The following is a 13,274-nucleotide window of genomic DNA, read 5'->3' on the forward strand; positions in this document are numbered from 1 at the left end:
CTGGCCGGGTCGAGAGCCCGTATATCGGAGCGCCGCCCTGAGTTCAATGGAGCCGGACAGGCGAGGAGACGGGGCTGGGGATGCCCGTCGGAGCCCTTTCCCGCCGGGGTGTGCGGCAGATCGGGCCTAGATATGTGGCGTCGTGATCTTGACGCAGTCGCGACGGCCCATCAGCACGCAATCCTGAGTCCGGCGCAGGTCGGCAATGCTGACCGCCAGCCAAATTCCGATTGCAGTCAGCGCGATCGTGAAGGCCAGCGCTGCGATGTTGGCGAGCATGCGATGGCGGAAGTCGTCCGGCCCGGCGCGGGGCTGCTCGTAGCGTGACAGGTCGAGCGGTTCGGGCCCGACGCGTGACGGCTGCACGGTGCCGCTGCCGCGGTGGGCCTTCGGAGAAGGGGAGGTGCGCGGCCTGAACGGGAGCACCCGGTGCTCGTCGTCAGAGCTTATGGGCCGCTGGCTATTCATGGGGGCGGGGATCACTCCGAAGCAGCGGTTTTAGATAGCACGGGTGGTGAGGGTGTTGCAGAAATTCTTCGCAATGCCTGCGTGCATTCGTCCGCTTGCACTATTGTGCATGGACGGGCGTAGAGCGACCGCGGAGCCAGCCGTCATGTCGGCGGCGGGACACGAAGTTGCGTTGCAACAACGGTCATGGCGATGGCCGGGGACGTCACGCCGTCCACATCGGCTTGTGATCTTCGCGTCGTTCCGAACACGTGTTGCCGCCCCAACGCCCATGTCATAGTCGAGGAAACCTGGACCGCCAGTTGCACCATGCGAGGGGACCTTTCGACCATGACCACGACCAACGCGCGCGAGCCGAGAGTGCATCCGGTTCCGATCCTGTCGCTTCGGCCGACGCAGATGACGGTCGGCATGCGCGAGGTCAAGGAGAAGCGCAAGCGCTGGCGTGAGCATGACAAGAAGAAGCAGGCCGACCTGCTCGGCAAGCACATGATCCCCGTCGTCTACGGCCCGGACGCGCGCTATTACGTGATCGACCATCATCATCTCGGCCGCGCGCTGCACGACGAAGGCGTCAAGGAGGTGCTGGTGACCATCGTCGGGGACCTCCGCATGGTCGAGCGCGAAGCCTTCTGGGGCGTGATGGACAACAAGCGCTGGGTCTACCCTTACGATGCCAAGGGCGAGCGGCGGCAGTTCCGGGACCTGCCGAAATCGATCGCCGATCTCAAGGACGATCCGTTCCGCAGCCTTGCCGGCGAATTGCGCCGCATGGGCGGCTTCGCCAAGGACACGACGCCATTCTCCGAATTTCTGTGGGCCGACTTCCTGCGCCGAAAGCTCTCGCGGAAGGTGGTGGAGGCCGATTTCGACAAGGCCATCGAGAAGGGGATGTCCGCCGCCAGGAGCAAGGATGCGATCTATCTGCCCGGCTGGTGCGGTCCTGCGGACGATGACTAGAGGCATCAGGAATCGGGCGTTGTGATGCACCCCGTGCCTCGGGAGCCGACCATCACGCGCGGCCGCTCGCGTCAGTCGCGCTGGAAGATCCTGGCGCCGGGGTAGGCGCGGCGGGCGTAGGTGATCACCAGCGCGCGGTCCTGGGTATCCAGGAACGGCGTTCGGATCCGGCACGACCCGACGATGAGGTGCCACAGGCCATTGAGCTTCTGGATCACGATCTTCATTTGAATAGTCCTCGATAACTCCCATTCCAGCGAATGCTGCTTGTCGCTGCAGTGCTTTGGAGCGTTGGTCGCGGGTGTGGAATTCCCGACAATGCTCGCGCTCCGCTGCAAAATACGTCGACCATTATTAGGTGGTTGCGGCACGCGCCCAGATAAGCCGCATCCCATCACAGTCGCTTGAGCGAAATCAATTTCCGCGTCCATGAAACCGTCCTGAAACAGAGCCGGCCCATCTCTATGATTGGTTCGAGCTCACACAGGAGGCGAACATGCGCCGTCTGGTTTTCGTAGTTGCCTTGCTCGCGGTCGCTTCGGCGGGAATCTCGGCATCGTTTGCCGCCGTTCACCACGCCAAGTCATTGACGTTCGCGCAGCGCTTTGCTCCGGCCCTCGAGCTGATGGCGAACCGCTAGCGGCAAAGCGCCTCGAGCGTGCAGTCCGGTCGACGATGACGAGAGCGTCCGCCGCCGCGGCGATTGCATCGCTGTGCGCGAGCGTATGGCTTCAACCCGCAGTTCTCGATCGATGTTCCGGAGTCGCACGAAGGCTGCCCAGGCCTGCGGATAATCCTTGTCGGCGGGATCGATCGCAAGCAGCACGCAGCGTGCTTGCTTGATCTCTTCCGGCGACAGGCGCTTCGTCCGCGCCTGCAATTTCCTCGACTGCTCCCAGCGGCCCTCCGCCGGGCCAGCGACATCGCGCCCCGGGCGCGGCTTGACATGCCGCAAATGCGTGCCCGTGCCGGTCGCTACTGTCCGCCTGCATGATCGTCGAAGCAGCGTTGCGCCCGGTGTCGAGGGCGAGGTGGCCCGGGTCATGCTGACTGGAGACATGACAATGAGCCTCATCTTTCGCGTCGTCTTTATCATCGCCGGCGCGGTCACGGCGCTGTTCGTCGCGCGTGATGCCCTGAACTTCACCATCATCCAGACCTTCGTCGCCGTCCTGCTCGTGACGGCCGTCGTGGGGGCGGGAAGTCTCTGGAGCCTGCGGCGGAAGACATGAGCAAGGCAGAGCGCGGCGGTTCGGCAGGGCTGAGCGAAGCCGAGGCCCGGCTGCGGCTGCAACAGGACGGTTACAACGAACTACCCCGGCCCGAACGACGCACTCCGCTGCGCATCGTCCTCGAAGTGTTGCGTGAGCCGATGCTCGCGCTGCTTCTGTGCGGCGGGCTGGTCTACCTCCTGCTCGGCGACCTCCGCGAGGCCGCGCTTCTAATGGCTTTCGGCGCCATCTCGGTCGTGATCACGATCGTGCAGGAAACCCGCACCGAACGCGTGCTGGAAGCGTTGCGAGAGCTGACCAGTCCGCGCGCGCTCGTGGTGAGGGATGGGGAGCGCCGGCGGATTGCGGGCCGGGACGTTGTCCGCGGCGATCTCCTCGTCCTGGCCGAAGGCGACCGGATTCCGGCAGATGCGGTGCTCGTCAGCGCACGCGATCTGGCTGTCGATGAGTCCCTGCTGACCGGAGAGTCGGTTCCGGTTCGCAAGCAGGCCGCCAGGACGCCGGCTGCCGACGCCGCCTTGGCAAATCATCGCCCGGGCGGCGATGACCTGCCGTTCGTGTATTCCGGCTCGCTGGTGGTGCGAGGCGAGGGCCTGGCCGAGGTCGAGGCCACCGGCGCTCGCAGCGAGATCGGCAAGATCGGATTGTCGCTGCATGGCTTGCAGACGGAACCGCCCCGGCTGCAACAGCAGACCGCACGGCTCGTGCGGCTTTGCTTTCTCGGCGGCGCGGCGATCAGCCTCGCCGCCGTCCTGCTTTACGGAACGTTGCGCGGGGATTGGCTGCAAGCGCTACTCGGAGGCATCGCAATCGGCATGTCCATGTTGCCTGAGGAGTTCGCCGTCGTTCTCACGGTGTTCATGGCGATGGGGGCCTGGCGCATCTCGAAGGCGCGCGTGCTGACGCGGCGCGCTGCCGCGATCGAGGTGCTCGGCTCTGCCACGGTACTGTGCACCGACAAGACCGGCACGCTGACCCAGAATTGGATGTCGATTACGGAGCTGAGGCTACGCGACGGGACGAGCGCGCGCGTGGGATCGTCGCAGCCCGCGCCGGTGGGCGCAGAGTTTTTCGAGCTGGCGCGCTGCAGCGTTTTGGCGAGCTCGCCGGAGCCGTTCGATCCGATGGAGAAGGCCCTGCACGCGTTCGTGCAAGAGAGTCTGCCGGACGGCGAAACCGGGGGCACGCGGACCTTGGTACGCAGCTACGGCCTGCGGCCGGAACTGCTGGCGATGACTCAGGTTTGGCAAGTGCCGCATCGCCAGGGAGTGTTGGCTGCGGCGAAAGGCGCCCCCGAGGCGATTGCGCGCCTCTGCAAGCTGGACGGTGCGGAGCTGGCGGCGCTGCAGGACTCGGTCGCGTCGATGGCGAAGAATGGTCTTCGTGTGCTGGGCGTGGCCGTCGCGGCTTACGACGGCGACAGCCTGCCGGCCTCGCAGCAAGACTTCTCCTTTCGTTTCCTCGGTCTCATCGGGCTCGCCGATCCGCTTCGTCCGCAGGTCCCGGCGGCGGTGGGCGAATCGCGCTCGGCCGGCATTCGCGTCGTCATGATCACGGGCGACTATCCGGCGACCGCGATGGCCATCGCCGGGCAGGCCGGACTCGACGTCAAGGGGGTCGTGACCGGCGAGCAGATCAAGCTCGCGGACGAGAACGAGCTCGAGGCACTCGTCAGGAATGTGAACGTCTTCGCGCGGGTCCTGCCGGAGCAGAAGCTGCGGATCGTTCAGGCGATGAAGCGCAACGGTGAGATCGTCGCGATGACTGGTGACGGCGTCAACGACGCACCGTCCCTGAAGGCTGCCCATATCGGGATCGCGATGGGTGGCCGCGGCACCGATGTCGCCCGCGAGGCCTCCTCCATCGTCCTGCTCGACGACGATTTCGGTTCCATCGTTGCATCCATTCGGCTGGGGCGCCGGATCTACGACAATCTGCGTAAGGCGATGGCCTTCATCTTCGCAGTCCATGTTCCGATCGCGGGGCTTGCCTTGCTGCCGCTGGTTTTCGGCCTGCCGCTGATTCTTGGTCCCGTTCACATTGCCTTTCTGGAGCTGATCATCGATCCCGTCTGCTCGCTCGTGTTCGAAGCGGAGCGGGAGGAGCGCGATATCATGACACGTCCGCCGCGGCGCGCCGATGCGGAGCTGTTCTCATGGGCCTTGATCGGCTGGAGCATCCTTCAGGGTGCCATGGCATTTGCCTTGATCGCCGTGATCTTCGTCGTCGCGCTTCGTTCCGGCATTCCGCCCGATGAGGCGCGCACGCTCGCCTTCATTGCGCTCGTCGTCTGCGTCGTCGCGCTGGTGCTGGTCAACCGGTCCTTCAGCGCCTCCTTCCTGTCTGCCTTCTTCCGTCCGAACCCGGCATTGCTCTGGATATTCCTGTCGATCGCACTCGTTCTCGCCGCGGCTCTGTTCTGGCCGCCGGCGTCCAGCCTGTTTCGTTTTGGTCCGCTGCACCTCGACGATCTGATGGTCACGCTCGGCGCGGGACTGCTGGTGCTCACGGTGCTCGAACTGCTGAAGCCGATATGGGGGCGGCGGTTGCGGTTCTAGTTGCTTTCGTGAGAGTCCGTCTTCGGCAAGACCTCCGCCCGGTGCGGATCCTCCTTGCCACCGAGGGCGCGATGCAGCCAGCGTTCGACGCGGCGGCCGATCGTGAGCAGCACGAAAGCAAAGGCCACCGCGACCAGCACGATCTTCCATTCTCCGACGCCGCAGGTAATGCCCAGGCAAGCGGCGAGAAAGGTGCAGGCCGCGCTGGTCAGGCCGCGCACGCGAAAACGGTCGCTCTCGTGGACGATGACGCCGGCCCCGAGGAAGCCGATCCCGGTGAGGATGCCCTGGATCACACGGCTCGCCGCATCGCTGATCTTGCCGGGCTCGGCGACCTGAACGGCGAGCATCACCACGGTCGCGGTGGAGAGCCCGACGATGCCGAGCGTCTTCAACCCGATCGGCTTGCCGTGCAGATCGCGGTTCAGGCCGATCGCGCCGCCGGCGAGCGTCGCGGCTCCAAGGCGCAGCAGAATTTCCGGCCAGTCCAGCTCGGTCATGATTTCAGCGTGTCCGGGACACCAGGGCCGCTATCGCAGCGGCTTCTTCAGGAGCGAGAAGCGGTCCGGATCGAGGCCCATCGAGGGCTGCAGCATCGGGGCCTCGACGTTGGAGAGCGTCTTGGCGGGTGGGGCCGAAAACACCGGATCGTTCGGCACGTCGCGCTGCGAGGTGGCACCGCGCCAGCGCTCGAGCACGGCACCGACGAAATGCATGTCGTGGCCGGAGGTGACGGACGGTACGCTCGAGATGGTGGCTTCGCCGCGCGGCAGTTGATGCGGCGGCACCTCCTTGAATCGCAAGCGCGTCGGCAGCGCGACGCCTTCGCCGAAGGCCAGCACCTCGCGCGTGCCGAGCGAGGGCACGAAGGAGAGCAGGTTCGCGGCGGCGTCCGACACCGCGGCGCGCAGCAGCGCCTGGTCGCGGTCGTTGGCAAGGCGCATCGTGAACAGCGTGTTGCACTGGGAGATGATGGTGGCGTCGAGCTCGGCCGGGCGCTGGGTGATGAGGCCGAGATAGACGCCGTATTTGCGGCCTTCCTTGGCGATGCGCGACACCGCCTTGCGGGTCGGCCCGAAGCCGACATTGCGATCGGCGGAGGCGTAGCGATGCGCTTCCTCGCAGACGAACAGCAGCGGCGAGACGCCGTCGCTCCACAGGCCGAAGTCGAAGGCCATGCGGCAGAGCACCGAGACGACGGAATCGATCACCTCGGCCGGGAAGCCGGCGAGCTGCATCACCGTCATCGGCTTGCCGTTCGCCGGAAGACGGAACAGATGGCTGATGACCTCGGCCATGGTGTCACCGCCGACATTGGCGTTGTCGAACATGAAGGCGTAGCGCGGGTCGTTGCGCACGGCCTCGATACGGGAGATCAGCTTGTGGTAGATGATGCGCGAGGAACGGTTTTCCAGCTTGCCCATCCGCTCGTCGATCAGCGACATCAGGTCGACGAGACGATACGGCACCGGCGTGTCGACGGTGTAGCCGACCTGCTTGGGATCGATGCGCTTCAGGCCGATGCGGTCGGCGTTCTGGTACTGGGTGTAGACGCCCTTGGCGATCGGGATCACCTCGGCGAGGATGTCGAGCTCCTCCGGCACGCCGGCGCGGCCGCCGAACAGCACGTCGACGATTTCCTCGAAATTGAACAGCCAGAACGGCAGCTTCAGGTTCCGCGGGTTCAGCACCAGCGCGCGGTCGCCGAAGCAGCGGCCATATTCGTTGTGCACGTCGAGCAAGAAGATGCGCAGGTTGGGGCGCGCCTTCAGGATCTCGTTGAGCAGGAGCGAGACGCCCGTCGATTTGCCGACGCCGGTCGATCCCAGCACGGCAAAATGCTTGGACAGCATTTCCTCGACGTCGACATAGGCGATGACGGAGCTGTCCTGCTGGAGGAAGCCGACATTGATCTGGTCCGACCCGGTCGGCGCGTAGATCGTGCGCAGCTCCTGGCTGGTGATCAGGTCGACGGCATCGCCGATGGTCGGATAATTGGTGACGCCGCGCTGGAATTTGGCCTTGCCAGCGGCGTTGAGGATCTCGCCAAGCAGGTCGACCGAGGCGATGGCGATGTAATCGTTGCTGCTCGACAGGTTTTCGCAGGAGACCTCGGTAATCATGGCGACGATGACCGAGCTGGCGCAGCGAATGCTGACGAAGCGGCCGACGGTCGCCCGAACCTCCGAGATCGGCATCTGGCTGGCCGCCAGAAGCCCGACCCGGGCGAGCGATCCACGTACCGAAATCACGCGTCCAAAGGATGTCACGATGAATGAACCTGGCAAGAACGAGGGGCTTTGGACCAGACTATGCGCGGCCGCGGCTGCATAAACGGTTAAGCGGCAGGCGCGGGCGCTTCGTTAAATCCGTGACAATTCGGCGAAGAGGTTTGTTCCGATGGCATGCTTATGGACAGAATCGGCGGGAAAATGGCGCAATTCCAAGTCATTGGCGCTGGAAGCAATTAAGCAATACTTTACCATCCGGCCAGTCCGTCCGCCGGTCGGAGGACGTTGGTCTTCGAGAAGGGAAACGTCACTCGATTCAGGGCGATGTTTGCTTTGTTGACGGGACCTAATCATTTGTACATTAGTACAAATGAGCGCGGCTTCGATGTCTCTCCCTCGGGCAAAGTGGTCGCATTGCGGCCCTGCGCCGATTTGCACGATCCGGTCCGAAGGATCGCGAGCTTTACCTGGAGGAAAGCATGCAGCCCGAACCGATCCTCGATCTTGCCCATCTCGGCCACATGGAGCTGCTGACGCCCAAGCCCGACGAGAGCCTGAAATTCTTCGTCGACGTCATGGGCATGACCGTCAGCGGCCAGAAGGGCGAGTCGGTCTACTTACGCGGCTGGGACGATTACGAGCGCTATTCGCTCAAGCTGACGGCGTCGAAGACCTCGGGCATGGAGCACATGGCGCTGCGCGCACGCAGCCAGCAGGCGCTGGAGCGCCGCGTCGCTGCGCTGAAGGGATCCGGCTTCGACATCGGCTGGATCGACGGCGACATGGGGCAGGGGCCGACCTTCCGCTGCCGCGATCCCGACGGTCACATCGTCGAGCTCTATTACGAGACCGAATGGTATCAGGCGCCGCCCGAGCTGAAGCCGGCGCTGAAGAACCAGGCCCAGCGTTTTCCGGCACGCGGGGTCAACGTCCGCCGCCTCGATCATCTCAACTGTCTCGCAATCGACATCAAGGCCAACCGCGAGTTCTTCGAGAATTACCTTGGTTGCCGCCTCACCGAGCAGATCGTGCTCAACGACGGACGGGAAGCGGCGATGTGGCTGACGATGTCGAACAAGAGCTACGATTTCGCCTATTCGCTCGACCATTCAGGCGTGCCGGGCCGCTTCCACCACGTCACCTACGCGCTCGACAGCCGCGAGGAGATTCTGCGCGCGGCCGACATCTTCCTGGAGAACGGCATCCACATCGAGACCGGCCCGCACAAGCACGCGATCCAGCAGACCTTCTTCCTCTATGTCTACGAGCCCGGCGGCAACCGCGTCGAAGTTGCCAATGCCGGCGCGCGCCTCATTCTCGCGCCCGACTGGAAGCCGATCGTGTGGACCGAGGAGGAGCGCAAGAAGGGCCAGGCCTGGGGCCTGAAGACGATCGAGTCCTTCCACACCCACGGCACCCCGCCGGTGGACGTGAAGAAACACGGGTGAGTTAAAGCAGGTGAGCCGGCGGGGTCTGAGCAAGCGCCTCGTCCTTCGAGACGACCGCTTCGCGGTCTCCTCAGGATGAGGCTAAGAGGCAGCTTTGCCCACCGAACTGGCGCCACGCACCTCGTCCTCATCCTGAGGGCCCGCCGCAGGCGGGCGTCTCGAAGGATGGCCACAGGTGAGCTTCCAGCCAAGCCTTTCTTTGTACTGCCTCAGTGCGCCGACGCCCGTAGGCGCGCGATCGTCTCGCGCACACCGCTCCACGCCGGCTTGTCCGGCGCGAACTGCCCGCGCAGGAAGGTGACGAGCTCCTCGATCTGTGTGTCGCTCATGCTGCTTCTGAAGGCGGGCATGTAGCCGAGATCGCTGGAGACGGGCTCGGTAACGCCGTGCAGGATGATTTGCACGAGGTTGTCCGGCGTTCCGCTGTGCAGATTGCTGTTGAGGGCGAGCGAGGGCCTGGTGCCGAACAGCGGCAGTCCGCCGACCTCGTGGCAGACGGCGCAGGCGCCATGATAGAGGCGCGCGCCGCTGGATGCGGCGACGGTGACCTGGCTTGCGCTTTCGAGCCGTGCCGCAAGCGCCTCCGGCGTCTCGGCCGCGCTGTCGTTGAACGAGTTGAGATAGACGGCCATCGCGCGGATGTCCTGATCGGGCAGGGCTTTGAGGTCCCTGACCACCGGTGCCATCGGGCCGGCGGCAACGCCGTGATAGCGCGAATGTCCGGTTCGCAAATAAGTGAACAGTTCGACCTCGCTCCACGGGATCGGCGCATGCGAGAGCGAGGTCAGCGGCGGAGCTTCCCAGCCTTCGGCGAAGCCGCCGGCCAGGTAGGATTCGCGCTGCTCGGCGCCGAGCGCGTTGCGCGGCGAGTGGCAGCCGCTGCAATGGCCGAGACTCTCCACGAGATAGGCGCCGCGATTCCACGCCTCGGATTTGGTCGGATCGGGTTTGAACTCGCTGGCCTGATGGAATAGCGCATTCCATCCGGCCACCAGCGGCCGCAGATTGAATGGAAAGGAGAGCTCGTTCGCGGGCGCCGTCGCGTGCACCGCAGGCTGCGCCATCAGATAGGCGTAGAGCGCCTGCATGTCGGCATCGCTGGTCCTGGCGAAATGCGTGTAGGGAAAAGCGGGATAGAGCTGCCTGCCGTCGCGATGCAACCCGTCGCGCATCGCCCGTTCGAAGGCGGGATAGGACCAGGCGCCGATGCCGGTCTCGACGTCGGGCGTGATGTTGGTGCTGTGGATGATGCCGAACGGCGTTTCGAGCGCACGGCCCCCGGCGTTCGGCACACCGTTGATGGTGGTGTGGCACTCCGCGCAATTGCCGAGCGCAGCAAGCTGCGCGCCGCGCGCGATGGTCGCCGCGGAATAGACCGATGCATCCGGGCGTGCGATCGGCGCAATCGCACGCCCGGGCAGAAGCGCGGCGCCGATGCCGATCGCGGCGGTGCAGACGGCCGCAATCGCGGCGAAGAGGCCGGCGCGTTTGGCGAAGGGATTCTCCCAGATGCGGGACGGCTTTGGCGCAGCGGGTGCTGGCAAGGCCTGCGGCACGGGCGAAGCTTCGCCGCGCAACCCCCTCAGGATGCGTTCCGGCGTGAATGGCGGCTCGCGGAAGCGGACGCCGGTCGCATCGAAGATTGCGTTCGCGATCGCCGCTGCACTCGGGACGGAGGCGGACTCACCGACGCCGAGCGGCGGCTGGTCCTGACGCGGCAGCAGCAGGACGTCGATCTTGGGGACGTCAGGGAACGGGATGATCGGATAGGCGCCCCATTCGCGCGCCGCCACCGCGCCGCGTTCGAACGAGACCTCCTCCATCAGTGCGCGGCTGGTGGACTGGATGACGTTGCCGTGGATCTGGTGGCGAACGCCGTCCGGATTGATCATCAGGCCGGAATCCTGGCCCGCAACCACGCGCGTGACGCTGACGTCGCCGGTGGCTTTGTTCACGGCGACGTCGGCAACCCACGCCGACCATGCCGCGCCATAGCCCGGAAACTTGCTGTGGACGTAAAGGGCATAGGCAAAGCCGCGCCCATGCACGATCTCGCCGTCCTTCTCCGCGCGAACCGGGCGCGGCGTCCAGCCGGCGCGTTCGGCGACGGCATTGACGAGATCGACCGCGCGCTGGTCTTTCAGGTACCGCAGCCGGTACTCGATCGGGTCGACGCCGGCCTCGGTTGCGGCCTCGTCGATGTAGGACTCATGCGCAAAGGTGTTCGGCAGCGCCGAGACGCCGCGAAACCAGGACGCCCGCACGATCGGCGCCATGTCGTGGGCCACGACGCGCATGTGGTCGTAGTCATAAGGCGGGATCGCGGTGCGGTCGCCCATCTGGAGCACGGCGGGATCGGGCGCGATCCGGCCGGTGAGCAGCAGCGCCAGCGTTGGCGCTGCGTTCGAGGGATAGCGCGTGGCGAGATCGTAAGCGGCGATGCCGCCGTCGGCGCCGAGCCCGCCATTGACGTCGATGAGCTGCGCCGTGCCCTTCGGCTCCCAGGCATGCTCCTGCTCGCGGGTCAGCTGCACACGCACAGGACGGCCGACGGCGCGCGACAGCAGCAGCGCATCGGCGCTGACGTCATCGGCGCAGTTGCGGCCGTAGCAACCGGCAGCCTCCAGGCGGATGACCTCGATCTCGCTCTCGGGGCGCTCGATCAGCAGGGCGAGGTCGCTGCGCAGCACATGCGGATTCTGCGTGCCCGACCAGACGCGGATGTTGCCGTCCTGAAAATCCGCGACCGAGCAGGACGGACCGATCGAGGCGTGCATCTGATACGGCCAGACATAGGTGCGCTGCATCGGCTTGGCCGCGCCTGAGATCGCCGCATCGACATCGCCCTTGTCGATCAGCGTGCGCGGCGTCGACGGATTGGCGCGCAGCGCGGTCTCGACGTCGGCGAGATCGAGGGTGGGCGCCGGTTTCCAGGCCACCTTGAGCTGTTCTGCAGCGCGGATCGCATTTTCCTCGCGCTCGGCGACGACACCGACGAAGTCGCCGATGCGCACCACAGCGATGATTCCAGGGACGTCACGTACCGAGGATTCATCGACGGAGATCAGGCTGGTACCGACGAACGGGCCGGCATCGACGCCGGCATAGGGCGGGCGCACCACGCGGCCGTGCAGCATGCCTGGTACGCGGATATCATGCACAAAAGTCAGCTCGCCCGTCGCCTTGGCGGGCAGGTCGACGCGTGGCACCGACTGGCCGACGATGGCATAATCGCCGACTGCCTTGACGGTGACATCGTCGGCAAGCTCGAGGCGTATCGTCTCGTCACCGATCAGTTCGCCATAGCTGACGCTGCGATTGTCGTGACCGCGCACGAGGCCGTCCTCGATCTTGAGATCGGCCTCCGGCAGCTCCAGCCGTTCGGCCGCGCGCGCGATCAGAAAGTGGCGCGCTTGCGCTGCGGCCTTGCGCAGGGGGACGGCGGTGATCTGGATGGTCTCGCTTGCAATCGTCGCGCCCTGGTTCGGCACGATAGAGGTGTCGCCCAGCACCACGACGACGCGTGCAAAGGACACGTCCAGCTCTTCGGCGACGATCTGGCCGAGCGCGGTCCGGATACCGGTGCCGAGATCGACGTGGCCGTTATAGGCCGTCACCGATCCGTCCGCGGTAATGCGTACGAAGGTCTCGGATGTGACCTCGTCCACGGTGCGGACGACGACGAGCGAACCGGACTGCCGCTCAGCTCCATCAGGGAGAGGGGAGTTCATCAATCATCGGCCTCGGCGAGCTGACCCGATGCGCGCATCACGGCGCGCAGGATCTCGACATGGGTGCCACAGCGGCACAGATTGTAATGCAGCGCTGCCAGCGCTTCCTGTTCGGTCGGTCGCGGGTTGACCGCGAGCAGCGCCTTGGCGGTCATGATCATGCCGTTGAGGCAATAGCCGCATTGCGCGGCCTGCTCGTCGATGAAGGCCTGCTGCACCACATCGGGCTTGTCGCGCGCGCCAAGTCCTTCGAGCGTCACGATGTCGCGGCCGGCGCAGCCGCTGACGGGGATCACGCAGGAGCGGGCCGCGGCCCCGTCAATCAGGACGGTGCAGGTGCCGCATTCGCCGAGACCGCAGCCGTATTTCGGACCGTTGAGTGCGAGGTCATTGCGCAGCACGTAGAGCAGCGGCGTCTCTGGCGCCGCGGCGATCTCGTAGGTCCTGCCGTTCACGGTGAGGCGGATCGGTGCCTGCGTCATCCTCGTTCCCAAGCCCGCGGCAAACTGCTGCCAATCAACGCCGCGACGATACCGTTTGTACACAAACGTGCAAGCCGTGCATGCCGCACTGCAGCGCGACTGCCTCCTTTGTGGACAGAGCCGATAGGCAAATGAGGTTTTATACGGCAGCCTCATCTTTTGCG

Annotated in this window: 11 protein-coding genes; 5 read left to right on the forward strand and 6 right to left on the reverse strand. The window is 65.3% G+C overall.

All coding sequences use genetic code 11. The annotated features are described in order from the left end of the window. Nucleotides 1-126: 126 nt before the first annotated feature. Nucleotides 127-468 carry a hypothetical protein gene (locus ACFDR6_RS08735; RefSeq protein ID WP_375858058.1) on the reverse strand — a complete coding sequence of 114 codons (342 nt, stop codon included), beginning with the start codon at nucleotides 466-468 and terminating at the stop codon, nucleotides 127-129. A 330-nt stretch (nucleotides 469-798) separates the two neighbouring features. Between ACFDR6_RS08735 and ACFDR6_RS08740 the strand changes: the two genes are divergently transcribed. After that, the gene (locus tag ACFDR6_RS08740; protein ID WP_212087100.1) at nucleotides 799-1,428 is read left to right on the forward strand and encodes a ParB-like protein; all 630 of its coding nucleotides are present in this window, start codon (nucleotides 799-801) and stop codon (nucleotides 1,426-1,428) included. Nucleotides 1,429-1,499: 71 nt separating this feature from the next. Here ACFDR6_RS08740 and ACFDR6_RS08745 read toward each other — a convergent pair whose 3' ends face one another. Continuing rightward, a complete protein-coding gene (locus ACFDR6_RS08745) occupies nucleotides 1,500-1,655 on the reverse strand; it encodes a hypothetical protein (RefSeq protein ID WP_212087097.1) in 156 nt (51 codons plus the stop codon). 269 nt (nucleotides 1,656-1,924) lie between these two features. Between ACFDR6_RS08745 and ACFDR6_RS08750 the strand changes: the two genes are divergently transcribed. From ACFDR6_RS08750 to ACFDR6_RS08760, 3 genes are all read left to right on the forward strand, one after another. Then, nucleotides 1,925-2,068: a hypothetical protein gene (locus ACFDR6_RS08750; RefSeq protein WP_375858059.1), complete on the forward strand. Its 144-nt coding sequence runs from the start codon at nucleotides 1,925-1,927 to the stop codon at nucleotides 2,066-2,068. 424 nt (nucleotides 2,069-2,492) lie between these two features. After that, nucleotides 2,493-2,660, forward strand: a complete 168-nt coding sequence (locus ACFDR6_RS08755) for a hypothetical protein (protein ID WP_212087091.1) — start codon at nucleotides 2,493-2,495, stop codon at nucleotides 2,658-2,660. Then, nucleotides 2,657-5,218 carry a cation-translocating P-type ATPase gene (locus tag ACFDR6_RS08760; RefSeq protein WP_375858060.1) on the forward strand — a complete coding sequence of 854 codons (2,562 nt, stop codon included), beginning with the start codon at nucleotides 2,657-2,659 and terminating at the stop codon, nucleotides 5,216-5,218. Before ACFDR6_RS08755 ends, ACFDR6_RS08760 begins: the two co-directional genes overlap by 4 nt. On the opposite strand, the gene ACFDR6_RS08765 is transcribed toward ACFDR6_RS08760, so the two are convergent. Together ACFDR6_RS08765 and ACFDR6_RS08770 are read right to left on the reverse strand one after the other, a co-directional pair. Continuing rightward, nucleotides 5,215-5,718, reverse strand: a complete 504-nt coding sequence (locus tag ACFDR6_RS08765; protein ID WP_375858061.1) for an MgtC/SapB family protein — start codon at nucleotides 5,716-5,718, stop codon at nucleotides 5,215-5,217. The two genes, ACFDR6_RS08760 and ACFDR6_RS08765, sit on opposite strands and share 4 nt — an antisense overlap. A gap of 30 nt (nucleotides 5,719-5,748) precedes the next feature. Next, nucleotides 5,749-7,488, reverse strand: coding sequence for an ATP-binding protein (locus ACFDR6_RS08770; protein ID WP_212087082.1), 1,740 nt, complete (start codon nucleotides 7,486-7,488; stop codon nucleotides 5,749-5,751). A gap of 440 nt (nucleotides 7,489-7,928) precedes the next feature. Here ACFDR6_RS08770 and ACFDR6_RS08775 point away from each other — a divergent pair, with 440 nt between their 5' ends. Further along, entirely contained in the window at nucleotides 7,929-8,897 is a 969-nt protein-coding gene (locus ACFDR6_RS08775) for a catechol 2,3-dioxygenase (RefSeq protein WP_375858062.1), read from the forward strand. 209 nt (nucleotides 8,898-9,106) lie between these two features. On the opposite strand, the gene ACFDR6_RS08780 is transcribed toward ACFDR6_RS08775, so the two are convergent. Together ACFDR6_RS08780 and ACFDR6_RS08785 are read right to left on the reverse strand one after the other, a co-directional pair. Beyond that, nucleotides 9,107-12,628: a molybdopterin cofactor-binding domain-containing protein gene (locus ACFDR6_RS08780; protein ID WP_375858063.1), complete on the reverse strand. Its 3,522-nt coding sequence runs from the start codon at nucleotides 12,626-12,628 to the stop codon at nucleotides 9,107-9,109. Next, complete coding sequence (locus ACFDR6_RS08785) at nucleotides 12,628-13,110, reverse strand: (2Fe-2S)-binding protein (protein WP_375858064.1); 483 nt, start codon at nucleotides 13,108-13,110, stop codon at nucleotides 12,628-12,630. Before ACFDR6_RS08785 ends, ACFDR6_RS08780 begins: the two co-directional genes overlap by 1 nt. Nucleotides 13,111-13,274 lie beyond the last annotated feature (164 nt).

The sequence above is a fragment of the Bradyrhizobium tunisiense genome, assembly GCF_042263385.1.
Taxonomy (GTDB): domain Bacteria; phylum Pseudomonadota; class Alphaproteobacteria; order Rhizobiales; family Xanthobacteraceae; genus Bradyrhizobium; species Bradyrhizobium tunisiense.

What these genes read in the sequence shown, in the direction of transcription:
- ACFDR6_RS08735 (WP_375858058.1), bottom strand. Translation starts at nt 468, where the DNA reads ATGAATAGCCAGCGGCCCATAAGCTCTGACGACGAGCACCGGGTGCTC.
- ACFDR6_RS08740 (WP_212087100.1), top strand. Translation starts at nt 799, where the DNA reads ATGACCACGACCAACGCGCGCGAGCCGAGAGTGCATCCGGTTCCGATC.
- ACFDR6_RS08745 (WP_212087097.1), bottom strand. Translation starts at nt 1,655, where the DNA reads ATGAAGATCGTGATCCAGAAGCTCAATGGCCTGTGGCACCTCATCGTC.
- ACFDR6_RS08750 (WP_375858059.1), top strand. Translation starts at nt 1,925, where the DNA reads ATGCGCCGTCTGGTTTTCGTAGTTGCCTTGCTCGCGGTCGCTTCGGCG.
- ACFDR6_RS08755 (WP_212087091.1), top strand. Translation starts at nt 2,493, where the DNA reads ATGAGCCTCATCTTTCGCGTCGTCTTTATCATCGCCGGCGCGGTCACG.
- ACFDR6_RS08760 (WP_375858060.1), top strand. Translation starts at nt 2,657, where the DNA reads ATGAGCAAGGCAGAGCGCGGCGGTTCGGCAGGGCTGAGCGAAGCCGAG.
- ACFDR6_RS08765 (WP_375858061.1), bottom strand. Translation starts at nt 5,718, where the DNA reads ATGACCGAGCTGGACTGGCCGGAAATTCTGCTGCGCCTTGGAGCCGCG.
- ACFDR6_RS08775 (WP_375858062.1), top strand. Translation starts at nt 7,929, where the DNA reads ATGCAGCCCGAACCGATCCTCGATCTTGCCCATCTCGGCCACATGGAG.
- ACFDR6_RS08780 (WP_375858063.1), bottom strand. Translation starts at nt 12,628, where the DNA reads ATGAACTCCCCTCTCCCTGATGGAGCTGAGCGGCAGTCCGGTTCGCTC.
- ACFDR6_RS08785 (WP_375858064.1), bottom strand. Translation starts at nt 13,110, where the DNA reads ATGACGCAGGCACCGATCCGCCTCACCGTGAACGGCAGGACCTACGAG.